Origin of the sequence: Gilvimarinus polysaccharolyticus, assembly GCF_001187555.1 — a bacterium.
In the GTDB taxonomy this organism is placed as follows: domain Bacteria; phylum Pseudomonadota; class Gammaproteobacteria; order Pseudomonadales; family Cellvibrionaceae; genus Gilvimarinus; species Gilvimarinus polysaccharolyticus.
The window spans coordinates 467,533-491,909 of sequence record NZ_LFIJ01000002.1 but is presented as its reverse complement, the minus strand read 5'-3'; the positions used below and the strand labels follow the sequence as shown (position 1 = coordinate 491,909).

General features: G+C 47.5%; 23 protein-coding genes. 18 read left to right on the top strand and 5 right to left on the bottom strand.

Going from position 1 to position 24,377, the window contains the following annotated elements; translation table 11 throughout:
- Positions 1 to 25 precede the first annotated feature (25 nt).
- Positions 26 to 553 (top strand): GNAT family N-acetyltransferase, encoded by a 528-nt coding sequence (locus tag GILYN3_RS10685; RefSeq protein WP_049722969.1) that lies wholly within the window; start codon positions 26 to 28, stop codon positions 551 to 553.
- A gap of 51 nt (positions 554 to 604) precedes the next feature.
- Here the strand turns inward: GILYN3_RS10685 and GILYN3_RS10680 are convergent, their stop codons facing one another.
- Positions 605 to 1,603 (bottom strand): GGDEF domain-containing protein, encoded by a 999-nt coding sequence (locus GILYN3_RS10680; protein WP_049722968.1) that lies wholly within the window; start codon positions 1,601 to 1,603, stop codon positions 605 to 607.
- A 487-nt stretch (positions 1,604 to 2,090) separates the two neighbouring features.
- Between GILYN3_RS10680 and GILYN3_RS10675 the strand changes: the two genes are divergently transcribed.
- The 6 genes from GILYN3_RS10675 (at position 2,091) to GILYN3_RS10650 (ending at position 6,210) form a co-directional block, all read left to right on the top strand.
- On the top strand, positions 2,091 to 2,624 hold the full coding sequence (locus tag GILYN3_RS10675) for a hypothetical protein (RefSeq protein WP_049722967.1): 534 nt from the start codon (positions 2,091 to 2,093) through the stop codon (positions 2,622 to 2,624).
- 197 nt (positions 2,625 to 2,821) lie between these two features.
- Complete coding sequence (locus tag GILYN3_RS10670; RefSeq protein ID WP_049722966.1) at positions 2,822 to 3,124, top strand: DUF6172 family protein; 303 nt, start codon at positions 2,822 to 2,824, stop codon at positions 3,122 to 3,124.
- Positions 3,124 to 3,594: a YehS family protein gene (locus tag GILYN3_RS10665; RefSeq protein WP_332307875.1), complete on the top strand. Its 471-nt coding sequence runs from the start codon at positions 3,124 to 3,126 to the stop codon at positions 3,592 to 3,594. The genes GILYN3_RS10670 and GILYN3_RS10665 overlap by 1 nt, the downstream gene beginning before the upstream one ends.
- Before the next feature lie 64 nt (positions 3,595 to 3,658).
- Positions 3,659 to 4,363 carry a pseudouridine synthase gene (locus tag GILYN3_RS10660; protein ID WP_049722964.1) on the top strand — a complete coding sequence of 235 codons (705 nt, stop codon included), beginning with the start codon at positions 3,659 to 3,661 and terminating at the stop codon, positions 4,361 to 4,363.
- 187 nt (positions 4,364 to 4,550) lie between these two features.
- Positions 4,551 to 5,444: a diguanylate cyclase domain-containing protein gene (locus GILYN3_RS10655; RefSeq protein WP_049722963.1), complete on the top strand. Its 894-nt coding sequence runs from the start codon at positions 4,551 to 4,553 to the stop codon at positions 5,442 to 5,444.
- 76 nt (positions 5,445 to 5,520) lie between these two features.
- Positions 5,521 to 6,210, top strand: a complete 690-nt coding sequence (locus GILYN3_RS10650; protein WP_049722962.1) for an alpha/beta hydrolase — start codon at positions 5,521 to 5,523, stop codon at positions 6,208 to 6,210.
- Between the two features lie 2 nt (positions 6,211 to 6,212).
- Here GILYN3_RS10650 and GILYN3_RS10645 read toward each other — a convergent pair whose 3' ends face one another.
- Positions 6,213 to 6,428 (bottom strand): DUF3622 domain-containing protein, encoded by a 216-nt coding sequence (locus tag GILYN3_RS10645; protein ID WP_049722961.1) that lies wholly within the window; start codon positions 6,426 to 6,428, stop codon positions 6,213 to 6,215.
- A gap of 415 nt (positions 6,429 to 6,843) precedes the next feature.
- Between GILYN3_RS10645 and GILYN3_RS10640 the strand changes: the two genes are divergently transcribed.
- Positions 6,844 to 7,269 carry a DUF3010 family protein gene (locus GILYN3_RS10640; protein ID WP_049722960.1) on the top strand — a complete coding sequence of 142 codons (426 nt, stop codon included), beginning with the start codon at positions 6,844 to 6,846 and terminating at the stop codon, positions 7,267 to 7,269.
- Positions 7,270 to 7,341: 72 nt separating this feature from the next.
- Positions 7,342 to 7,569: a VF530 family protein gene (locus GILYN3_RS10635; RefSeq protein ID WP_049722959.1), complete on the top strand. Its 228-nt coding sequence runs from the start codon at positions 7,342 to 7,344 to the stop codon at positions 7,567 to 7,569.
- 48 nt (positions 7,570 to 7,617) lie between these two features.
- Here GILYN3_RS10635 and GILYN3_RS17005 read toward each other — a convergent pair whose 3' ends face one another.
- On the bottom strand, positions 7,618 to 9,441 hold the full coding sequence (locus tag GILYN3_RS17005) for a fasciclin domain-containing protein (RefSeq protein ID WP_049722958.1): 1,824 nt from the start codon (positions 9,439 to 9,441) through the stop codon (positions 7,618 to 7,620).
- Between the two features lie 218 nt (positions 9,442 to 9,659).
- On the opposite strand from GILYN3_RS17005, the gene GILYN3_RS10625 reads away from it, so the two are divergent.
- Positions 9,660 to 10,187 carry a lipocalin family protein gene (locus tag GILYN3_RS10625; protein ID WP_049722957.1) on the top strand — a complete coding sequence of 176 codons (528 nt, stop codon included), beginning with the start codon at positions 9,660 to 9,662 and terminating at the stop codon, positions 10,185 to 10,187.
- A 76-nt stretch (positions 10,188 to 10,263) separates the two neighbouring features.
- On the opposite strand, the gene GILYN3_RS10620 is transcribed toward GILYN3_RS10625, so the two are convergent.
- Positions 10,264 to 13,248, bottom strand: coding sequence for a DUF748 domain-containing protein (locus tag GILYN3_RS10620; protein WP_049722956.1), 2,985 nt, complete (start codon positions 13,246 to 13,248; stop codon positions 10,264 to 10,266).
- 186 nt (positions 13,249 to 13,434) lie between these two features.
- Between GILYN3_RS10620 and GILYN3_RS10615 the strand changes: the two genes are divergently transcribed.
- The 8 genes from GILYN3_RS10615 (at position 13,435) to GILYN3_RS10580 (ending at position 22,468) form a co-directional block, all read left to right on the top strand.
- Positions 13,435 to 14,799 (top strand): MATE family efflux transporter, encoded by a 1,365-nt coding sequence (locus GILYN3_RS10615; RefSeq protein WP_049722955.1) that lies wholly within the window; start codon positions 13,435 to 13,437, stop codon positions 14,797 to 14,799.
- 179 nt (positions 14,800 to 14,978) lie between these two features.
- Positions 14,979 to 16,274 carry an L-fucose:H+ symporter permease gene (fucP, locus tag GILYN3_RS10610; RefSeq protein WP_049722954.1) on the top strand — a complete coding sequence of 432 codons (1,296 nt, stop codon included), beginning with the start codon at positions 14,979 to 14,981 and terminating at the stop codon, positions 16,272 to 16,274.
- A gap of 5 nt (positions 16,275 to 16,279) precedes the next feature.
- Entirely contained in the window at positions 16,280 to 17,110 is an 831-nt protein-coding gene (locus GILYN3_RS10605) for an amidohydrolase family protein (protein ID WP_049722953.1), read from the top strand.
- 300 nt (positions 17,111 to 17,410) lie between these two features.
- Complete coding sequence (locus GILYN3_RS10600; RefSeq protein ID WP_049722952.1) at positions 17,411 to 18,199, top strand: IclR family transcriptional regulator; 789 nt, start codon at positions 17,411 to 17,413, stop codon at positions 18,197 to 18,199.
- Between the two features lie 278 nt (positions 18,200 to 18,477).
- Positions 18,478 to 19,506: an aldo/keto reductase gene (locus GILYN3_RS10595; protein WP_232305571.1), complete on the top strand. Its 1,029-nt coding sequence runs from the start codon at positions 18,478 to 18,480 to the stop codon at positions 19,504 to 19,506.
- 21 nt (positions 19,507 to 19,527) lie between these two features.
- Positions 19,528 to 19,866, top strand: a complete 339-nt coding sequence (locus tag GILYN3_RS10590) for a UxaA family hydrolase (protein WP_049722951.1) — start codon at positions 19,528 to 19,530, stop codon at positions 19,864 to 19,866.
- Entirely contained in the window at positions 19,859 to 21,076 is a 1,218-nt protein-coding gene (locus GILYN3_RS10585; protein ID WP_232305570.1) for a UxaA family hydrolase, read from the top strand. The genes GILYN3_RS10590 and GILYN3_RS10585 overlap by 8 nt, the downstream gene beginning before the upstream one ends.
- A 126-nt stretch (positions 21,077 to 21,202) precedes the next feature.
- Complete coding sequence (locus tag GILYN3_RS10580; protein ID WP_084005362.1) at positions 21,203 to 22,468, top strand: GDSL-type esterase/lipase family protein; 1,266 nt, start codon at positions 21,203 to 21,205, stop codon at positions 22,466 to 22,468.
- Between the two features lie 73 nt (positions 22,469 to 22,541).
- Here GILYN3_RS10580 and GILYN3_RS10575 read toward each other — a convergent pair.
- On the bottom strand, positions 22,542 to 24,377 hold a 1,836-nt coding region (locus GILYN3_RS10575), incomplete at its 5' end, for a hypothetical protein (protein ID WP_232305569.1).

Genomic DNA, 24,377 nt, shown 5'->3' with positions numbered 1-24,377 from the left:
GAATTATTAAATTTCAGGGGTTTCCATGACCATATATATCGATAAGTATGCTGAAAATGATATCGATGAACTTTATACGGTAGTTTTGGATTCAGCAGAGCACCTGAGGCCTTGGATGCCTTGGTTGCACAGTAACTATACATTAGATGACACTAGAATTTGGGTCGAAAAATGTATTGAGGATTGGAGCCAGTGTGTCGCGTATAGATACTTAATAAGATCTAGCGATAGTGGGGAAATCGTAGGTTCTGTAGGTTTAGAGAGAATAGTTCATGCGCATAAAATAGCTGAGCTAGGTTACTGGGTTGCCTCTAAAGCAATTAACCGTGGGGTGGCGACAGCTGCCGGAAAACTTGCTCTCTATCAAGCTTTTAAGGTTCACAGTATAAACCGTATAGAAATTAATGTGCTCACTAATAACGTCTCAAGTAATAAGGTGGCTGTAAAGATTGGCGGTCTGTTAGAGGGGACGCTCAGAAATAAACTGTTCCATGATGGTCGTAGTAATTTAGCAAATAGTTACTCGGTTATTCCGGAGGATTATGGAATTTAACAGGCAGATAAAAATAGCATTTTAATACATTATCGGTCATTTTTTGATTGCTTAAGATTTAAGCGGATACTCTTCTGTTGCATCGCTGAACACGGCACGGTCTCGGCCTTTAGCTTTGGCTAGATAAAGCGCGTCATCTGCGCGCTTTAACCAAGAATCTTCTGTAGTGCCCGGCACCCAGGCCGCAATTCCAAACGATACGGTTATTTCTTTTCCGTCTGGTGTTTTTAGCTCCCTTTTAATTTTCGATCTTAGGTTGTGAATAAACGCATGAGGTTGATCGTTTATTTGGGGGATTAATAACACAAATTCTTCTCCGCCAAATCGATAAAGTCGATCATATTGACGAATGTTTGATGTAATGATGGCAACAAAGTTCTTTAGTACTTCGTCGCCCACTGCATGGCCGTATTTATCGTTCACAGCTTTAAAATGATCTAAGTCCAAAATTGCCAATAGGGGTTTAATACCGTTTCGCTCTGAATTGGATAGGGTTGCTTTCATATCTGAGCTCATGGCTCGGCGGTTTAATGCGCCTGTGAGTGCATCAACGGTATTGAGGGTTTCCAGTAAGCGAAACTGTTTTTCACTGTGGCTGGTATAGACAAAGGTGCTTAGTGACAATATAAAAATTGTGACAATATAGGATACAAGTGAAATGGTAGTAAAAATGTCAGATAGAGCGACAAGAGAAACTCCAGCAATGATATTAATACAAAGAGCTTCAATAGGCCTTACTAGAATAAAGGAACTTGCGAAGACTGGGTAAACCCATAAAAAACTATCTATTCCGTTGGCTCTGACAATGGCTACTACACCGGCATTAATAAATACGGCTAATACCGCGCTGACAATCCGGATGTTTTTAGAGTAATGCGAATAGGCGACTAACACTATGATGCCAAGCATCAGTACTATATCTATGATCGCAGCTATGAGGTTGCCTTCAAAGTAGCGTATAAGCGCAAAGGGAAAAACCCCCAGTACGGCTACAGAGCTGAGCAACAGCAGTAGTGATAGTTGATATTTTTCCTGTAGCTGATTGATCATGGCTTGGTTCACAGAGAAAAGAATGATTATGCCTATCTGTTTGCTAAATTAACAGGCGATATAATTCCATTCTTTATTAATTCTAATGTAATCAATCGGTTAGCTTAAGTTGAAAGGCTAAGTGATATGGGGCTATATAACGAATGCGGTAAGCGCAGAGGGAGCGAGAACTGATGGGTGTATTAACTTTCCGCTGGAAACAATCTTTTTCCGAGAAATACTCTAAGCTATTGATTTGGTTGTTATAAATACTCCTTCGATATTTTTGGTGGTGTTGCGGGGCAATTGATACTTCATTGTGACGTGAGCTGTACTTACGGATACATAGCCGCTTTACGGGTTAGGTTATTCATGAAAAAATATTCATCATCGCATTAGGCCTATTTTGTTGGTGTTAAATTTAAACCAGAAGGTTGTCTGCGAGTTTTCATGGGGGGTGTAAAAATCTATTACGGTCTAAATGACCTAGTAATCATTGAGGGAAAGGATGCATATTTTAATAGCAATAATTACAGCCGTGGGCGGCTTGGTTTGGGCTTTGGTTAGACTGCAAAATTCTGGTATTGATTTGAGTTCTTTTAATCCGTTTTTTTGGGCCAGACGCAGAAGCTGGGAAAAGAAACACGGAACCAAACCGATTCATACCATTGATGACCCAATGGAAGCAGCTTCGGTGCTAGTGGTTGCAATGGCCGAGCTTAAGGCGCCCTTGACAAAAGAGGCTAAAAATTCTGTGTTAAATTCGTTTGTTGATGAATTTAAGATTGATGCAAAAACGGCTACAGAAATGTATACGTCATCGGCTTATCTGTTGGCCGATGTTGTCAATATAGCGGCCGAGGTGAAACATATATTGGCTCTAACCCTCTCGGAGTTTCAAGAGCGTCATATCGCGTCGCTGTCTTCTATGCTTAATTTGGCCGCTACGGTTGAGGGTAGCCCTAGCGATGAGCAACAATCTCTTTTAAAAGCTGTAGAGCACGAGTTTCAGCGGGGACACGGCCAGAGAAAACAATGGTAAAAGCTTGTATAAGATAGTTCGCGGCTTAGCTTGTGGTTGATGTTTCTAGATAGCTATTTTATGTAGATGCTTTAGTGAGCATCGTGCGAATGTTGGGGTGGCTAGGCTAAAAAGTGATAGAATTCAACGGTAAATCTATTGATGTACGCAATTGATAGTACTCGTAACCTAGTTGTTACTCATTTCTTAGGATTCTAATGAAAAAGACCTTTAAGCTCGATCATCCCAAAATTAAACTCCCACGGGTGGTAGATTCGGTAAAGCACGATATTAGAAAGTTTTTGAAAAAAGAGCGTAAAAAGCCTTTGCCTGCGGGTGCAACTTATTGGGATTTTGTTTGTAATCTTGGCCAGTCTGAAGAGTCGGCGGTCGAAGTGCGAGCGACATCGTTAATAAAAAATATCGATGAGCTGGTTGAAAAAAATATTATGACTATTTATGTGGAAATTACGGCTAAAGCAGTTTATGCCAGTAAAAGTATCACTACTGAGGAGAGTTAATTATCAATAACAACGATATTTTACGCCGAGTACGCTATGTTTTTGATTTTAGCGATCAAACCATGCTTGATATCTTTAAGTTGGGTGGTAAAGGGGTAAGCAAAGCAGATTTGATTACTTGGTTGGCGCGCGAGGGTGAGGCAGATTTTGTGTTATGTGAAGATGAAAAACTTGCCCGGTTTCTTAATGGCTTAATTATAAAAAATAGAGGGCCTAAAAGTGATGAGGTTCCTGAGCCAGAGACTCGCTTGAGTAATAATATGGTGTTTAGAAAGTTAAAGATTGCACTAAATTTACAGGCGGATGATCTTATTGAGATACTTAAGCTGAACGAGTTCACTTTAAGTAAGCATGAGCTAAGCGCTTTATTTCGGCGTCCTGACCATAAAAATTATCGCGAATGTTTAGATCAGGTGTTACGTAATTTTTTGGACGGAATGGAAAAGTATTACAGAAAAAAGAAAGCGTAGCTTTGTAGCAGATATAGAGGCCCAGAATGAAGTTGTTTTTAACTAGCATTATTGTGATGGCCTCATGAAATCTAAAGTCAGTCGGTTAGACCGCTTTATTAGTAAAAATAGTGATTATTTACTTTCAGAGGTTCGTCTTTTAATTGCGCAAAAACGGATACTGTTAGATGGCAAAGAGGCGCAATCCGTTCAGCAAAAGGTAACGGAGTTTACGCATGTTGTCTTAGATGGACGCTGCTTAAGAGATAATACCCCTGTCTACATTATGTTGAATAAGCCCCCAGGGGTTGTCAGTGCGACCAAAGATTTAAAACACCCCACGGTATTAGATCTTATCGATCACCCTAAAAAAACAGAACTGCACATTGTTGGACGTTTAGATTTCAATACGACCGGTTTGGTCTTATTGACCAACAATGGTGCTTGGTCGCGCAAAGTAAGCTTACCCGAGACAAAGCTTGAGAAAACCTACCAAGTCACGCTATCAAAACCATTAAGCGAGCAGTATATCGATGCCTTTGAAAAGGGAATCTACTTTGCCTATGAGGGTATGACAACACAGCCTGCTAGGTTAACAATACTCTCTGAATATACCGCTACACTTTCGTTAGTGGAGGGGAAGTATCACCAAGTGAAACGCATGTTTGGTTTCTTTCAAAACCAGGTAATGGAGCTTCACCGGGTGTCTGTTGGCAGTATTGAACTGGGGGAGCTTAACCTAGGTGACTATCGGCTACTTGCCAAAGATGAAGTAGAGCTTTGGCCGTGATTATCTGCCGAGTTAAAATAATCGTCACGCTAGAAGCGTATTCTGAGGTATGCCGACTCGCTGTAGCGGGTTTGGGTAGCAACCGTAAAGGGGAAGAACGCAGCCGATAAATAGCGTATATTGGGAAAATAGAACTCGAGTAATGGCAGTTGTGAACGCTGTTACTATACGCAAAGGCTCTAATTGTATGAAAACCGATGTGGTCATCGACTTAGCCGATGTGATGGACCAAATGTTAAACGCGGTATGCGTTGTGGATGGCGCTGGCAATTTTGTCTTTGTAAGTGCGGCATTTGAGCGGATATTCGGCTATGCGCCAAGTGAGGTTGTTGGCACGCCTATGCTTGATTTGGTGTTTGCAGAGGATCGCCCTGTAACACTTAAAACTGTAGATGCGTTACAGGCCGGTGAAGATTGCTCTCATTTTGAAAACCGTTGGGTTCGTAAAGATGGCCGGGTTGTCCATGTCTTGTGGACGGCGCGATGGTCAGAGAAGCATCAAGCTAGAATAGCGGTGGCTCACGATATTACAGAGCGCAAGCAGATGGAGGACAAGCTTACTCATATGGCAAAGCACGACCAATTAACTAATTTGCCTAATCGAGTGTTAATCCAAGATCGGTTGTTAACAGTATTAACCGAAGCGCGACATGTGCAAACACAATTATCTTTGCTGTTTATTGATATAGACGGCTTTAAGCCGGTAAATGATAGCCATGGTCACTCAGTGGGTGACACTCTACTGCAAAAAATCGCTCAGCGTCTTAGTGACTGTGTGCGCGCGTCGGATACGGTAGGCCGTTTGGGTGGCGATGAGTTTCTTGTTTTACTTAACGGTATTGCAGAGCGTAGCGATGTAGAACGCATTGCCGAGAATATTCGTGTTGAGCTGGGCCGGCCGTTTGAGGTGAACAACCTACAATTGCAACTTGCTCCCAGTATTGGCATTGCGCATTATCCAGAGCACGGTGAAAATGACGAGCAGTTGATTCAAAGTGCCGATCACGCAATGTATCGGGCCAAGCATGCCGGGGGTAATCGAGTCGCTGTATTTACATCTGTGCCCGCTGCGGCAAATTAGTTTACTTTTTAACTCCCAGCTTAAAACCCATTATTTTAAATCCTCGCTTTAAATTTTATTGGTAAAAGAGATCGTTATGCCGAGCAACCCGTTTACCTCATTAGAATGTTTAACACTCGAGAACCCAGCTGCAGGATCAAGTGATGCTTGTGTCATTTGGTTGCACGGCTTAGGCGCTAGCTGTAATGATTTTGCCAATTTGTTGCCAGAGCTAAAGTTAACCAGTGGTGCGCGTATTCGCTTTGTATTTCCGCAAGCGCCTATGTTGGCAGTGACCGTTAATGGCGGGTATCAAATGCCGGCTTGGTACGACTTATTAAGTTTGGATGTTGAGCGGAAATTTAACACTGAACATTTGGCCCAAGCCAGCCGTGCGATTGCTGATTTAATTGAGCAACAAGTTGCAGCGGGTATTGCCAGCGAAAGAATCTTAATAGCAGGATTTTCTCAAGGTGGGGCGGTTGCATTTGATGTGGCGCTTAACAGTGCAAGACCCTTAGCGGGTTTGATGGCGCTGTCGACCTATTTTGCCAGCCACGATACGTGTGCTTTTGCAGCGGTTAATAAAGCTATGCCTATTTCAATTCAGCATGGTACTAATGACACGGTGGTCGTGCCGGAGCTGGCAGCACGTGCCGAGACTGTTTTACAACAGCATGGGTATCAGTGTGATTCGCACCGTTACCCCATGGGGCATGAGGTATGCCCCCAGCAAATAGGCGATATAAGCGCCTTTATAAATCGTTGTTTACCGGCGCTTCATTAGCTTTAGCGCTCTTTTTTGGCTTGTAGCCGGGCATGCACCGTAGCTAATAAGTCTTTTAGCTCGGCTTCGGCCCATGTTGTGGCTTGCGCCTCGGTGGCAAAACCGTCTTGTGCCTTAGAAATCACTGTTTTACGGGCGCTGGCGCGACGGGTTAGTTCTGCGCGCCAAGTGCCTTCTTGTTCGATAACTCGAAAATCAAATTTTTTGCCAGTAGCCATGGTTGCTCCTGCACCTTTTAGTGCTGCGGTGGGATGGGTAGTCTGTTGCATTTAACTGTTAGCGTGTCTAAACGCTTGCGGCCCTGACGTAGAGGGCGCTCTAAGCACGACGTTAACTCAAGGGGGGCCGCGCAACAAGTGCGTGCATTATGCACGCTTGCCGCCTACTGGCAACCGCTTTTAACGTGTAATAGCAGGGTATTGTTGCGTTGGGTGGTGCTTACGCTAGCCGCTGTTTGCTACGCAATACGTCACAAGGGTTAATAACTACGAGTATTTACCCGCTTTACGCATTAAAATGCCCTTTATTCTGGCGTTGCAACTTTAAAGGCCCTAGAGTTTGTAACAGTTATAAAGATACTGGCTGGTCCGCGCCTGTGGATTGGCCGCTTAAATTATTTGGGACGATATAAACATGAAGATTTGTGGTGTTGAGCTAACCGGTAACGATGCAGTGGTGTGTCTGCTTAATCTTGAGAGCCAGCAATTTAACCTGCCCGATTGCCGCGTGCGTAAACTCACTTTGCCGAAAGAGCATACGCGCGACGATTTACAGAAGTTCCAGGCAACTTTTGCCAAGTTGATGATCGATTATCAGATCGATACTGTCGCTATCAGAGGGCGAATGACCAAAGGGAAATTTGCCGGCGGTGCGGTAAGCTTTAAATTAGAAGCCGCCATACAGCTGATTAACGCTATTGATGTGAAGACTTTTTCTCCGGCGGCGATTAAGCAAGCCTTATCAGAAAACCCATTGCCTGTGCCGTTTTCTGAAACTGGGTTAAAAGGCTTTCAAGAGATGGCCTTTACGGCTGCTTATACGGCGCATATGACGGCGTAACAGGCGCTGTAATTTACGGCTTGCGCTCGTTTATCATGAGATACTCGGGCCTGTATGATAAGAGCAATATTTATGAGCACAGAACAGCCAAACAACCCCTTACATGGTTTAACCCTTGAATCGGTATTAACTCAATTGGTCGATCATTATAGTTGGAGCGGTTTGGCCGACAGAATCAATATCAATTGCTTTAAGAGTGATCCATCGATTAAGTCATCGTTAAAGTTTTTGCGTAAAACCTTGTGGGCCCGAGAAAAAGTAGAACAGCTTTATATCACGACTTTTACACAATCTAAGTAACCGTTAGCCGGCCGGCCCCGTGCAGGGGCCGGCCGGATCTGCCGCAGGTTATTCTAGTGTCTCGGTAATGACGGTATCAATGACGTGAATGATGCCGTTACTGGTGTAAATATCGTAGGTTGTTATACCCGAGCCTTGAATCTGTAATTGTCCTGCAACAATAGCAATGCTTACGTCCTCACCCGAGGCGGTGTCGACTTGAGTACCATTTAAAGTAAACGCACTGATGGAGTTAACTGCTGCGCCCTGAATGACATGCTGTAATAACACTTGGGTTAGTGCTGGGGTATCGGCAATTAATGCATTGAGTGTGGTCGAGTCGATTTTGTCAAAAGCCGCATCAGTTGGGGCAAAAACGGTAAAGGTTTCTGCTTCGTTGGCTAAAACGCTGTCTAGCCCGGCTGCTTGTAGGGCACTTACCAAGATCGTAAAGCTGCCTGCATCAACCGCTGTTGCAACGATATTTTTAGTGGCAGTGGTCTCGTCGGTGGGAGGCAAAAGCACTTGGTCTAGTGCGTGAATAACACCGTTATCGGCCATCACATTAGCTGCAATAACGGTGGCGGTATTCACGTAAAGGGCCCCTTCTGCAGAAGATAAACCGGTAAAGTCACCATTGGCCATGGCGAGTCTTGGCGTATCCGATTGCGCTTTACTGAGAGCGGCGTCGGCAAGGATTTGGTCACCGGCGGCTACGTGATACAGCAGGATATCGCTAAGCGCAGCGGTATCGGTTAACAGGTTGTCGATGGCTTCTTGCCCAAGCTTAGCAAAGGCTTCATCGGTGGGGGCAAACACGGTGTAGTCGGTGTCAGCATCGGCCAACGTCACATCCAATCCAGTGGCCTCTAATGCCGCGAGTAATGTTGTAAAGTTGCCTGCGTTACGCGCTACGTCTACGAGCGACATCGGTGGTGCAGGTAGCGTTAAGTCGCCCACTATTACGCTATCGATGACATGAATAACACCATTACTGGTGTAAATATCAAACATGCTTACCGTGGCGCCACCGATTGTTAGGTGGTTATCCACGATGTGTGCCGATATATCGGTGCCTGCTGCGGTTGTTAAAGAGCTGCCGTTAGCTGCAAACGCTTGTAGCGAATTAACCTCGGCGTCAGCAATAACATGTTGTAATAAAACGGCACTGAGTGCGTCAGTATCGTTTAATAAAGCGTTAATGTTGTCCTGGCCTAACATAGCAAAGGCTGCATCAGTGGGGGCAAACACGGTAAAAGTAGCATTTTCATCGGCTAAGGTTGTATCCAGCCCAGCTGCTTGTAGCGCCGTCACTAAGGTTGTGAAATTGCCGTTTGCAACTGCCGTGGCGACGATATCCATGCTGGGGTTGTCGGCTTGGCTTGGAGGTATAAGAACCGCATCAAGCACATGAATCACCCCGTTGCTTGCGGTGATATCAGTGCTGGTTACTTTAGCAAGATTGAGTCGCAAGATATTGTTTTGCAGTGATACGCCGGTAGCCATACCGTTGGCCATGGTTAAAGTCGTGCCGGCGGCATTGATGGCGGCTGACGAGTCTAAGGCCGTATCAGTAACCACGTGGTATAAAAGAATATCCGACAAGGTATCGGTGTCGGCTAACAGATTATTAATAGTTTCCTCACCTAACAAAGCAAAAGCGGCATCGGTAGGCGCAAATACGGTGTAAGTTTGGTTTTGGTTGTCGAGTGTGGCGTCCAGCCCAGTTGCCTTTAAGGCGGTTAGTAATGTTGTAAAGTTACCGTTGCTTTGCGCAACATCAACAATTGATGCGGACTGCTCTGTCGGGGTTTTATCGTCGTCATCGCTGCCGCATGCAGTCAACCCAAGAGAGATAACGGCTAGGATTAAGTAACGCGTAAATTTATTCATAGTGACGTTTCCATGTTGAATTATTTGAAAGAATGTCAAATTTGATTACGCGATCAGTTATGTCGTGGATCAAATATTTATAAAATATTTTTTGGAATAAGAAACTTTACCGTTGAAGCGCTAAGTTTTTGTACTTATGCGCCATTTTTTTGAGATTGTGATCTATCTTTATCACTCTGGCGTAATCAATTTTTGGCCGTTGATTAAGAGGATAAAAAATGCGATTTACGAGCGTTATGTTAAGTGTAATGACGTTGTTTCTAGTGTCGTGCGTGGGGCAGCCCGATGGCGTAAAGCCGGTAGAATCGTTTGAGCTTAAACGTTATTTAGGCACTTGGCATGAGATTGCCCGTTTAGACCATAGCTTTGAGCGGGGGTTAACCCAGGTGACTGCCGAATACAGCCTGAACCAAGACGGCAGCGTTAAAGTGATTAATCGAGGTTTTGATACGGATAAAGGCCAATGGAGTGAAGCCGAAGGTAAGGCTAAGTTTGTGGCAGAGCCCGATATTGGTTTTTTAAAGGTGTCTTTCTTTGGGCCGTTTTATGGCTCTTATATTATTTTTGAGCTGGGTGATGAGTATCAATACGCGTTTGTTGCTGGTCCCGATACCGACTACTTATGGTTGTTAGCTCGCCAAGCTACGGTGCCTAACGATATTATTCAACAGTTTGAGCGCCAAGCTAAAGCTCTGGGTTTTGCAACCGATCAATTAATTTACGTCGCGCAAGCGGCTAAACCTTAAAACCGTATTTATCCCTTACTGCCATAAAAAAACCAGCCAGTGGCTGGTTTTTTTATGGCAGTAAGTTTGGTGCGTACTATTTAGGGGTGACCGTTAGAGCGACAGTGATGCCCGTTAAAGCGGAAGCGTAAGCAGAGGTTTGAGTTACACGATTGCGGGTTAAGCCTTGGGCGAATAAATAATCGCCAATGGCTTTAGCCCTGATATTGGCCAACTGTTCTAGCTGTGACGTTGTCAGTTCGAGCTTGGCGGCCAACGCGGTTATATTTTGTTGGGCAACTTGCTGCCGCGCTTGTGATTTATCCAGCGCTTGGATTTGCATTAGCGCGGTTATTTGATCGGAAACTTTCTCGCCGGTGTGCTGCTGGTAGTGCTTTTCAAGTGTGGTAATAAAATCCGCATCGGCCAGCTGGGTAGTTAAATCGAGGTGAGTCGTCGCTAAGGTTGATATATCAATGGCGATATCTTTATGTTTAAGCTGTGTTAATAACTGTTGCAGTTGTAACGCCGTGCGATCGGTTTGTGGATCGGCGTTGCCGCGTACCACTAAATTGATAGCGGTTTTTTTATTGAGAGCCTCAACCAATTGTTGCAATTTGGCTTTAGCGCGAGTATCGAGCACGGCTGAACCCGGCGCAAAGCTGATTGAGCCTAAGTCATCATCGCTGTTAACCAATGAGCCGAGCAGGGTAAAAGGCGAGGCGGCCGCTTTGACTAGAATATTGCCAAAAGTTTTGCTGATCAGTTCGGTAATGTTAAAGCTAGGGGCCTGCATGTCGCCATTTATATCAAGGTCTAAATCGATATTGCCTTTTAAGTCGCGCAGCAGGGCCAGCCCTAGTTTTATCGGGGCGTTAATGGCTTGCTCACTGTTTACGGTGTCGCCTAAGTTAAATGATTTTGCCAGTATATGGTTTTTCCCATCGAGTTTGCTGCCATCAATACGGTAATCAAAATCGTAGTTAAGTGTTCCGTTATTAATTTTGTAACCTATGTAGGTGCCACTGTAGCTCGACATAGGTGTCAGCTCTAAGCGATTTAAATTTCCTTTTATGGCTAAAGAGTTGGGGTTAGCGGCAAACTGGCCGTTTAGCTCAAAAGGCGCATGCTGATTAAACAATGCATTAACGGTGATATCCGCAGGATTGCTCGACTCGGTGCTAAAGTCATTAACGGCAACGGTTAAGTCATTGATCGATGCGACAAAATGTGGGCTTTGTAGGCGATCGGTAAAGGTGAGTTCGCCTTGCTCGATAGAAAGCTGCTGTAATGCAATGACGGGTGCCGCTGTTTGTAGCTCGGTTTGAGTGTCATGGCTTGGCTCGTTGGTGCTGGGTGCGGCAATATCGGCCGGTGCCAAGTTGGCGGGTTTGTGCGTTGCCAGATCCCAATTGGCGGTGCTGTCGCGAGTTAAATTAACTGCGGGTTTAATGACTTTTATCGTGTCGATCTGAGTGTTAAAGCCGGGTATGTTAAAGCGGATTTTATCAACCGTTAGTTTATCTAGCGCCAGCAGTTGGCTTTGATCGCGGCTGTTAATAAGCTGTAGTGATTGCACCTCGGAGTTCGCTTGTATGGCAATGTTCAGCTCGGGCTGCAGAGTTAATTTAAGGCTGCTGTTATTGGCAATACTGCCCTGTGTTATTGCGGCGTTTAGCCCTTGCGCCATGTATGGATTAAAAACGCTTAACTCGAGCGGTGTATGTTTAATGGCTAGATCTAACTCGAGCGGTGCCGGGGTAAGCTCGCCGTTAATGGTTAAGGTGGTCTCTTGGTTAATCACGGCGCTGGCTGTTAGCGCGGCGGGCTGGGGCTCGGTTAAATGTAACGGGCCCGCTTGCAGGGTTAATTGGCTCATTTGCCAATCTACCGGCGGTGTTACCTGCTGGTCGCTAAAGTTTACGGTGCTATCGGCGAGTATAAATTGATCGATTAGCAGCGCCCACGGATCGTCAGCTTGATTGCTGCTAGAGGCTGGCGGTTGGTTGCTCTGACTGCCGGTTTTGGCCAACAAAGATTCGTAACGAAACTCACCGTCTTGGGTTTGCCACTGGTTTAAGACAATACCGCGATACTCTAATGCGCCAATTTGTAGCCGGCGCGCTACTATATCTAGCTCGATATTGCGCACGGCAATAAGCTTGGCGCGTAGCATGGGTGGTTGTTGAATCGCATCGTCCAAAGCCAGATCGGTTAACTCAAGAGAGCCTTGCTGTAGGCTGATGGCAGTTCCGGTGTTGTTAGGCTGGCTCGCGATGCGAATTTTGGCCTTGGCCGCCAGTGTGCCACGGGTTAGATCGGCGTTAATGTGGTTGCGTAAAAAGTCGGCAAACTCTTGTAAATTGACACGCTCGGCCTGCAAATTAATATCAAATAATAGCGGTTGCAGGCGGTAATTGCCGCTAAGGGATAGTTGTCCGCCGTTGCTAAGGGCAGCGTTAAGACTAAAAGGGTTGAGCAAATCGTCGCCGGTGGCGATGTACATGTCTTTTAAAGCGATAGATAAATCATCGACATGAACCTCGGCCGCGACAGTGCCACTGCTGTCGCGGTAAAGTGCGTCGCCTTGCTCAATAGATATCATTAGCACGCTAAAGGCAAAGCTCGCTGGAGCCTCTGTGGTGGGTTGCGGGGTGGGCTCGCTGGGTTGGCTTAAGCGGGTAATAATCGGGTCAAAATTAAAGCCTTGTGCAGTTTGATGAATATAAGTTTGGGGTTGCTTGAGCTCGATCTCTTGGATGACCAGATGACGGTGCCATAAGGTGGCCCAAAAGCCGACATTAACTCGCAGCTGTTGCCATTGCAGTAGCGGTTGTCCGGGCTCGTCGGCAATCGCAAAGTCGGTGCTCGTCAGCTCTAAGGTAAACGGATTATACGAGAAGGCCTTAGCACTGACATTACGCCCAAGAGCCTGGCTGCCTGTGGTCTCGGCCACCGATTGAAGTTTACCCGGCAGGTAAAAGTACCCCAGTAGCAGGTACAGCACATACAGCGTGACCAAAATAGCCAATAAAATCTTAGTGGCTAAACACAGCCAGCGTTTATGGTGTATGGCAACCATGGTAAAACCTCAGTAATAGCGGGGTGGTGATTGGGCCGAGTGAGTCATATAGCGTGGTCGGCCGGTTAAACCGCCGCCGTTATTTTGCAGGAACAAATCTTTACCCAGCGAGTTGTACTGGTAGTGTGTCCCAAGGGGCACACTGTACTATAGTTTACCGCTTATCTTATTTTATCTGGTTTTTTTATGAGAGCAGCTCCCACACCAGTGGTTACTTCTGTATGGCGTCGCGTATTGCTGCTGGCATTGCCGGTGGCGCTGCAAATGCTACTGCAGTCTTTTTTGGGTATGGCAGACGTTCTTATGGTGGGCGGGTTGGGCGCCGAGGCAGTGGCAGCGGTGGGCCTGGCCGCCAAGCTGCACTTTTTAATGCTGGTTACCATGATGGGGGTCGCTACCGCCTGCGCTATTTTGGTGGCGCAGTACTGCGGCGCAGGTGATCGCACCCAAGCGCAGCGCACGTTGGCGATGGCGTTGGTGGTGGGCACGGTATTTATGTTGCCGTTTACCCTGATGTTTACGTTAGGCGACGTTTGGCTGCCGTTGATTAACCCCGATGTGGCGGTAGTGCAATTGGCGGTTACCTTTTTGTTAATTACCGCCCCAGTATTGTTGCTTACTCAATTAATTGCCATTTATGAAGCGGCCTTGCGCGCGTTAGGCAATACAACGGTGCCCTTGATTATGGGGGCGCTGGCGGTAGCGCTTAATATTGGGCTTAACTATGTGCTGATTTTTGGTCATTTTGGGTTTCCGGCTATGGGGGTTGCCGGTGCTGCTTGGGGAACCTTGATCTCACGGTTAATGCAACTGGCTATCACACTTGCTTGGTTGTACGCGGTAAAACACGACTTTGCTCTGCGCGTGGCCGATTTTGTTCAAGCGCTGCAGTGGACGTCACTTAAACGCTTTTTGTGGTTCGCTTTACCTCTGCTGATTAACCATGTGGTGTGGGCCGTGGGCAACGCGACTTACCATGTTGCTGCGGGTTTTGCCGGCACCGATGCGCTGGCGGTGATGGGGGTTATGGTTCCCATCGAGAGCAGCTTTTTTGCTCTGTTTGTCGGGCTAGCAAATGCCGCATCGGTGTTGGTGGGGCAAACCTTGGGGCGGGGTGATAAGCCCGGCGCTTGGCAGCTGTACCGGTTTTTTAATCGCTTAACCTTGGTGTTGGTGTTTACCCTAGCCGGTGGTTTGTGGCTTGCTAAGCCTTGGGTGCTGGCGGCGTTTGGCCATGTTGATGCTCAAACCACATTACTGTTAGAGCAAACCATTGCGGTGTTTTGTGTTGGGGTTTGGGTCAAGATTCTTAATATGTTGCGTATTTTGGGTATCTTGCGCGCCGGTGGCGATACTCATTACTGCCTAGTCGTTGATGTGATTGTGATGTGGGTGTTTGGTGTCCCTATCTATGTGGCGGCAGTGCTTTGGACGGATTATTCGTTTGTCGTGCTCTACGCGCTGACCTATGTAGAGGACGCTTTAAAATGGCTGCCTATCCGCTGGCGAACGGGGCGGGGAGTCTGGGTAAAAAACCTAACTACCGGCTAAGTAACCTGCCTGAGTATCGCCGGCGTAATCGCCCAGCATAACTTGATATTATCCAGCGTTATATTTTTAAATATAAATTATCTTTTACATGAAAATCTTGCCGTGCTATATAAGGCAGCATAATAATTGCCAGCACGACGGCGTAAGCGCTCGCTTGTGTGAGATTCCCAGGAGAGGCCATGCCTTATAACAAAAACCAAGCAAACCGCTTAACGGGTTTAGCTCTATGGCTGCCGCTATTTCTGATTGTCAGCTTATTTTTTATGTGGGGCGTGGCAAACAACTTAAACGATATTTTAATTACGCAATTTAAAAAAGCGTTTGCGCTAAGCGATTTGCAATCGGGCTTGGTGCAGTCGGCGTTTTATTTTGGCTATTTTGTGTTTGCTATACCTGCTGCGTTGGCGATGAAACGGTTTGGTTACAAACCTGCGGTGATTGTCGGTTTGCTGTTGTACGGGGCCGGGGCACTACTGTTTTACCCCGCAGTACAAGCGAATAAGTATGAATTTTTTTTAGCGGCGCTGTTTGTGATTGCCAGCGGTTTAGCGTTTTTAGAAACGTCGGCCAACCCGTTAATTGTCGCTATGGGTGACCCTAATACCGCTGAGCGCCGACTTAACTTTGCGCAATCGTTTAACTCTCTTGGCACTATTGCGGGGGTGTTAATTGGCCGCGAGTTTATTTTATCCGGTGTTGAGCACGGCCCCGGTGAGCTTGCTGCACTGTCAGAAGAGCAGCAAGCGGCGTTTTATAGTGCCGAGGTACAAGCAGTACAAGGGCCTTATTTGGCGATTGCTGCGGTGGTGATTGTCTGGGCGTTATGGGTTGCGTGGGTAAAGTTTCCAGTGTTGGCAAAAAAACACGATGCGCCCGAGCACACTATACGCAAGCGCGATTTTAGTGCGTTATTAAAGCGGCCCTACTATCGCGCGGCCGTGGTGACACAGTTTTTTTACGTTGGCGCGCAAGTGTGTGTCTGGAGCTTTATGATTCGCTATGGTCAAGAGGCGATGCCCGATACCGGTGAAAAAAATCTAGCCACGTATCTGAGCTTTTCATTGATGGCCTTTATGGTCGGACGATTTGCTTCCACTTGGTTGATGGGCTATGTCAAACCGGCGCGGTTAATGTTGATTTATGCACTGCTAAATATAGTCTTGTGCACGACGGCTATGTTTAGCGTTAATCAGGTTGGGTTGATCGCTTTGGCTGCTACTAGCTTTTTTATGTCACTGATGTTTCCTACGATTTTTGCTTTGGCGATTAAAAATTTAGGACCCGAACTGAAGGCTGGCTCGTCGCTGTTGGTGATGGCCATCATTGGTGGCGCGGTATTAACCGCGTTAATGGGGCTGATATCTGATATTAGTAGTATTCATACCGCAGTGGCAGTGCCGTTGGTGTCTTTTGTTGCGGTGGCGTTGTTCGCCCGTGCCAGTGAACGGCATTATGGGCCCGGCCAAAGGATTTAAACGCTGTGGATATTATCGATGCTCATCAGCATTTGTGGCAAATAACGCGGGCCGAATGTCATTGGCCCAATGCTAACTTAACGGCTATTTACCGCGACTATAATAGTGCTGATTTTACCGCTGTGAGCGCACCTTTGGGGGTGACCGGCTCGGTGTTGGTGCAATCGCAACCCAGTGAGGCCGATACTGATTACTTATTACAGTTGGCCGATGGCAATAAAAATATTGGCGCCGTTGTAGGTTGGGCTAATTTAGCCGCGCCCACAGCATCGCAGTCTATTGCGCAGCTGGCTAAGCGCGACAAGCTGCGAGGTCTGCGGCCTATGCTACAGAGCGAAGCTGCAGCTAACTGGATCGTCGCCAGTGCTCAAGCGCCGGGGCTGGAGGCGATGATTGAGCAAGGCTTAAGCTTGGACGCGCTGATTACTTCACGTCATTTGGCGGCAATCGCGACACTGGCAGCGCGCTACCCAGAGTTAAATATTATTATTGATCACGGCGCTAAACCCAATATTGCTGGTGGGCAATGGCATGAATGGTCCGAGCCGCTGGCGCGCTTGGCGCAATACCCAAACGTCAGTTGTAAGCTCTCGGGTCTAATTACCGAGGCTAAGCCCGCTGCATGTGTGTCAGAGGTTAAGCCCTATGCCGACACCTTGCTACAATTGTTTGGTGGCCAGCGTTTACTGTGGGGCAGCGATTGGCCGGTATTGAACTTGCACAGTGATTACGCCAGTTGGTTGATGTTTTGTCGTCAGTGGCTAAGGGCTACCGCCCCTGATGTCGAGGAGGCTGTACTGGCAGGTAACGCCAAGCGCTGGTACCGGATACAATAACCGCCGCGCTGGTATTTGCAGGCTAATTCGGCGATATTAGGGCCTCGCAAATCCGATTAGACCACGGTGAGCTTGTATTAACAACAAGGCGCAATACAGCGCTACGAATATTGAGCAATACAATCAGCAGTCCTGAATTACGTCATTGTCCAAGTAGGTGGCTCGCAGATAAAACCTGTGGCACATGTTTGGCTTGTGCAGACAAAACTCAGTGGCGGTATGTTTGTCTGTTGCTATTAACCTAAACAGTATTTTTGCTAGGTTAATTTATAGGATAAAAGACGAGTTGAGCACACAAAAATGACAGATAAAACCCCAAGCACAGCAGCCGAGACGGATAATCGTAAATACAAAGCGCCGGCGCTAGAAAAAGGCTTAGATATTCTTGAATTATTGGCCGCTAGCGGCGAGCCGTTAACCACCTCACAAATGGCAACTCAGTTGGGCCGCTCGGTGAGCGAGCTGTTTCGGATGGTGCTGGCATTAGAGTATCGGGGTTATATTGTCGCCGCCGAAGACGGTCGCGATGGCTACACGCTAAGCAATAAACTATTTACTTTGGGTATTGCTCGCGCACCCACCAAAACATTGTTGCAAGTGGCCTTGCCAGAGATGAGCGATTTGGCCCGCCAAATTGGTCAATCTTGTCATTTGGCGGTGGTGTCGGGTGATCAAGTGGTGGTGATCGGTCGCATTGAAAACCCCGGTGATTTGGGTTTTTCAGTACGTGTTGGCTATCGTCGGCCATTGCTGCAGGCCACCTCGGGGCGCTCTTTATTTGGCTTTCAATCGCCCGAGACACGCGCTTTAATGCTTGCGCACTTAAACGATGCAGATCCAACTTGTGTTGCGGAATTTGTTAAGCAAGCCGATGAGACAGTCGCGCGCGGCTACGTTAGCAACGCCAGCGATTTTGTCGATGGTGTTACCGATTTGTCGGCGCCAATACTAGGTGCACGCGGTGCGCTGGCGGCCATTACCGTACCCTACGTTAAATCTAATCCACAGGTTTGCAGCTTAGAGCAGGCACTAGAGTATTTACAGGCTACGGCTAAGAAAATCTCACAGCAAATGTCGGAATACAGTTAACACCCAGGCGTTGTCGATTGTGTCACGGCAAGCCGCGTACCGCGGGTCTAAGCTTTGTTGGCCAAGCCCTGCTCGCTAGTCGTTGCCGGCCAATAATAAGCACCGATAAAGGTTTTAACTGCGCAACCAAAACCTAATTCACTTCGGTTATCATCGCGACACAAACGCTGCCATGGTCAGGCCTTTGTAGTTGAGGCCAGTGGCATTTACACCGGGTGTTGCCCATTCATCCGCTTTTATTTATGATTGAGTTTTCAACTGTAAAAGTGGGGGTGTTTGTGAACGCAAGTCGATCAAAGACGCCGATAAAGCCTATTGGCGGCCACATACAGTTGCCCGCATTGGGTTTTGGTGCTGCGCCCCTAGGTAATTTGTATCGCGCGGTAAGTGACAAACAAGCCGATGAGACTCTAGCGGCAGCACACTCAGCCGGGTTTAATTATTTTGATACTGCACCTCATTACGGTTTTGGTTTAAGTGAAAGCCGCTTAGCGGCAGCACTACAAACTCGTCCAGAGCTTGTAGTGTCCAGTAAGGTCGGGCGTTTACTGGTGCCAATTAATAGCGCTGAGCGCGCACCGATACGGCAAGGTTTTGCCAATACTCCCGATCTAAAACCCGTGTTCGATTATCGCTACGAAGCGGTCATGGATTCTTTTGCTCAATCGTGCCAGCGCTTGGGGCGCGAGCGAATCGATATTGTTTACGCCCACGACTTGGGTGTTCTCACTCACGGTTCCGAAGATGCCTTTTACTGGCAGCAGTTTACCCAAGGTGGCTACCGTGCCCTACAAGAGCTAAAAGCCGCCGGACGGATTGGTGCCATTGGTCTTGGCGTAAATGAGGTGGCCGTGTGTCAACGGGCGCTGAATGAGCTGCAGATAGATGTGCTGCTATTGGCTGGGCGTTACACCTTATTAGAGCAAACAGCGGCGCCGCTGTTAGAGCAATGTGTCACCGCTGGTGTGTCGGTGGTGGTGGGGGGGGCGTTTAACTCTGGCATCTTGGCACGAGGTGTCATGGGTTCAGCTCCACATTATTACGACTATCAGCCGGCCGCCGATAATATTATCCGGCGGGTGCGCGCGCTCGAGATCGTTTGTGCCGAATTTGATGTGCCTTTAAGTGCGGCTGCGCTACAGTTTCCTGCCGCTCACCCGCAAGTGGTGTCGGTGGTTGCGGGTTTGGCTTGTGCCGCTGAGGTGGAGCAAGCTAAACGTTGGTTCGAGCACCCCATACCTACTGCGTTTTGGCATAGCCTGCGTGAGCGCGGGTTAATGGCACCGGGTGTGCCGGTGCCGGCATGAGCTTGCGAATGGGTAGAAGCTATGACTAGTTTAGCCGGCCCACTGCAATTGCTGTTATTGCATCCGGCAGACAATGTTTTGATCAGCGTACAAAACCTTTGTGCAGGCACTAAGGTTGAAGTCGAAGGCTTGTGTTACCAAATGGTTGAGCCGATACCAGTAGGTTACAAAGTGGCTCGGTTTGATTTATCGGTAGGCACAAAAATAATGCGCTACGGTGTACCTATCGGTTCGTTATTTCATCCCGTAAAAGCCGGAGGGCTAGTCCATTTACACAATTTGCAAAGTGATTATTTAGCCAGCCATACGCGTCAAAGTGTTATTCAACAGAATCCTTATAGGAGCAACAGCGGTGAGTGAATCTCGGCCAGTTCTGCAAGGTTATATGCGTGACGATGGTCGCAAAGGTATTCGCAATGTGGTGGTGGTGGCCTATTTGGTCGAGTGCGCGCACCATGTTAGTCGTCGTATTGTTAACCATTTTGATGATTTGGATATACATCTGATTGGTTTTCCCGGCTGTTACCCCAATCAATACGCCAGCGATATGATGCGCGCTGTGTGTACTCATCCTAACGTTGGTGCGGTGTTATTGGTATCGCTTGGCTGCGAAAGTATGGATCGCGACGCATTGCGTGATGCGGTTGCTGCCAGCGGTCGACCCGTAGAGTTACTGGTTATTCAAGAGTGTGGCGGCACACGTACAACCACCGATCGAGGTATTGCTTTGGTTGTACAGTTGCGCGCCCAGTTGGCCTGTCAGCAGTCGGTGCCTATGGCATTGAATGAATTAGTTGTTGGGACAATTTGTGGCGGCAGTGATGGCACCAGTGGCATCACTGCCAACCCAGCGGTAGGGCGTTGTTTCGACAAGTTAGTCGCGCAAGATGTTGCCTGCATATTTGAAGAAACCGGCGAGCTTGTTGGCTGTGAAGAGATTATGGCCGCGCGCGCGGTTAACCCAACCCTGGGCAGTTTGATTCAAGCGTGTGTTGCCAAAGCCGAGCGCTATTATCGCATTATGGGCTTTGGTAGTTTTGCCCCAGGTAATGCCGATGGCGGACTGACCACTCTCGAAGAAAAATCCATGGGTGCCTACTCTAAGTCGGGTTCGTCAATTATTAGCGGTTTAATAAAACCCGGTGATATACCGCCCCGCGGCGGCTTGTACTTACTTGATGTGGTGCCCGATGGTGAGCCGCGTTTTGGGTTTCCCAATATAGTCGATAACGCGGAAATCGTTGAGATGATTGCCTGTGGTTGTCACTTAACCTTGTTTACCACCGGTCGTGGTTCGGTCGTTGGCTCGGCGATATCACCGGTGATTAAAGTCTGCGCCAATCCCGAAACATACCAGCGTTTAGCTGAAGATATGGACATTAACGCTGGCCGAATTCTTACCGGCGAGGCGAGTCTTGATGTCGTGGGCGATGAAATTTACCGCACTGTGTTGGCGGTAGCCGGCGGCCAGCGTAGTGTTTCAGAGGCGCTTGGCCATCAGGAGTTTATTCTTACTTATAAATCTTTTGAACCTATTGGTCCCGCTTGTTTGCCACTGAAAAATATTTAATAAGTTCCGCTACAACACTTAAATTCTGGCTATAAATTCGCTTGGGTGTTGTCGTCTTAAGCAAACATGCGTAAATAGTATTAGCACTTTTTAAGGATTTATTTAATCATAATAAAAGGTAGTAACATGTTTAAAAAATTGATATTAGGTGCGCTGGCTGTGGCTTTAACGGCCTGCTCCATAGTGAGTAAAAACGCTCCATCCGGTACCGTTCAATTGCTTTCTGGCGATACTACAAAACTAACACTTTTTACCCACGATGAGCGCAAGTTAATGGCCTCAGGCGTATTAACGCTGGGCGATAATGAGCGTGCCATTAGTATTAACCGATTGTCCGACAGCATAGAAGTAAGTTGGCACGATAGCTGGTGGGCCGGGTTTGAAATTGAATTTCCCGAGCCAAAAAACTTGTCAGGTTACCGCAGCGGTGCCTATGTTTTTAATTTACATTTAGAGCAGTTTAATAACGCCGGTTTTGATTTTGCACGTTTGTGCGGTGATGGTTGTGAACGTCGATTATCGTTAACTAATCAAGTGTTGCCAATGCTCAATCAGGGGCTACAAACGGTGGCGTTGCCAATGGCGTGCGTATTGCGCGCTAACGACACATTGTTTGCAGAGCGTACGCCGTTGCGATTTGCCACCGGAGGGAGTGGAAAATTAACCCTGAGTGATATGCGTATAGAGGCTCGCATGCCTCAGGTCGATATTGTATTTAATTGTCCCGATTATCAAACCGTGTCGGTAACGCCCGCACCACTGGATGAGCACTGGGCCAAAAGCTGGTGGCTACCAAGGCATGAGCAAAAGCTTAACAGTGTGATTTCGAGCGACCCACAGTTAGTTTTTATCGGCGATTCAATTACTCAGGGCTGGGAGGAATCGGGTAAGCTTGTGTTTGACCAAGCGTTTGCCGAGTGGCCCAGTTTAAATTTAGGCTTTAGTGGCGACCGCACAGAAAATGTCTTGTGGCGTTTGCAGCACGGCGAGGTGGATGGCATTAATCCCGAGTTAGTGGTGTTAATGATCGGCACTAACAACACCGGCCACCGGCAAGATGACCCCGTTGTTATTGCTCGCGGCGTGGAGCAAATATTAACCGAACTAAAGAGTCGGCTGCCCGGTAGTCGGGTGTTAATGTTGGCGATATTTCCTCGCGGCGCGAGTGCTGATGATTACCTGCGGCGCAACAACGCTTTAAGTAATGCGCGATTGCGTAATCTAGCTGATGGCGAGCGAGTTATTTTTGCTGATATCAACAGCGTGTTTTTAGACAAAGACGGTAATTTATCAAAAGAAATTATGCCCGATTTACTGCACCCCAACGAGTACGGTTATCAGTTGTTGGCAAATAAATTAATACCGTTGATACAGCAATATATATCGCCTTAGAACTGGTTTTAAAAAAACGCCGGGCGGTTAGGCTCCGGCGTTTTTTACTTAGCGAGTTAAGCTAGCTAAGGTTTTACACGGACTTATCGTCGTCGTTGTCAGACAGTTCATCTTCTCGTCTTAAATAGCCGCCCAGCTCAGCATCTTTTTCGAGTGATTGTTGTTCATCGGCCTGGGTTAATGCTCGGGTTTGTTGGTTTATCTGATGAATCTGGCTGGCATTACCCAGATCCCGCTCGCTGGTTATCGAGGCGATAGATTCGCGATCTTTTAAGAAGGCAATAACATCGTTACGAATACTGCTTAAATCACCTTCGGCTTTGTGCATCTCTAAAATATACCTGGGATATTCTAAGTTGCGCATACCGGTGTCGGCAAAGGTGGTCGAGACTAAGCGCGAGGCAATCACCCACGGTGTAATAGAGCTGCGTACCAGTGTGTTTTCTGAGCGGGTGCTGTCGTGGATGCCGGTACCGGTAGAGATTTTTGATTCGGTAAAAGTGCCTTCGCATTTAAAGTACACCAACAGCGATTCAAACTGTATTTCGGCGTAAAAGAGACGGGAGGTGTTGGCTAGAATTCGGCCAAAGGCGCGGCATAAAAATCCTAGCAATAATAAATGCAGCAGCCATAGCAGGGGATTTTTTAAGGGCTCGGGTATACTCCACTGGCTTAAAACTTGGCTGTGTTGCGCGTCTAAATTATTGCTTAAGGTATATAAATCAACGACCTGATAGGCTGCAAACAAAGTAAAAATCGCTGCTAATACAAACATGACTTGGCCGGCTAAAGCACTGTAAAAACGCCAGCTGTTAAAGCTTTTACCCAAATCCATCGGGGCTACTTTGGGTTGAATTTCTTGTAATAGTTGTCCGCTAAAATCACCTTTGCCATCGATTTGTTCGTTAAGGGTCGGGTCCAGCTCGCGGTAAACTCGGTTGGGCACCTCTTTGTAACGGCGGTTGGCCATGACTAGGTTATCTAGGTTAATAAAAATCTCATTGGGGTGAACTGATTCTTGCCAATTTTCTCGCAGCTCTGATACTTCAGTTTGTGGTTGGGTGTAGCGCAACCGTCGGGCCAGTAAGTAACCCACCGCGACACAAACACCGGTAGCGGTTATTAAGGTGCCGGCAATATAAAGCCAAATATGTAAGCTTTGTAATAGGCTGTTGCGCGAATCTATAGCTTCTTGCACGGTGGCCTCGTTGCCCGCAGCTAACAATGGCAGTGCCAGCGCTATAACCGCGGGAATAATCAGCGCCCAAATAATAACGCCAACCAAACCACCAGCGCCTAAAGCAGGCACGGTGCGGCCCAGCCGGCGGTCGATGCCTTTGCCGGCGCTGCGCCAAATAAAACCAAGGGCCACTGCTAGCAGTAACGAGTAAAACGGAAACAACAATGGTCCCCATTCACCGGCCAGTCCAGTCAGAGATACAAACGCTACCACCGCGTAAGCAATAATGGCGGTAAGGGTTTTTACCCAGGCGCCAAATACTTGTTGGGCCGCGTTACGAATTGGGTAGGGCATATACAGCAGGCGCGGAAACAAGCTGTGCAGTAGTCGCGCAAGTAAACCTATGGGTTCGACAAACGTGGCGTTTTTGCGCCCCATTAACATCTCTTCAAGAGTCTTGTCGGTATAGGCGACGTACTGCTGCTCAAGGCCGGCATTGCTCGCCTCAGAACTGGCAAAGTTTCTTGCCAGTGAGGTGGGCGGGTTGCGACCGACAAAATAACGCAAGGTGGCAAACAGGCCGCCGCCCAAACGCCGCAACCCGCCGGTGACAATAAATACCCCAAAAGCCACCAAGATCCAGGCCGCCACCGAGCTTTGCTCAATATAGTGAGTTGCCGATACCAACAGCAGTATTCCGAGGGCTGTTTGTACTGCACCCGCGGCTGC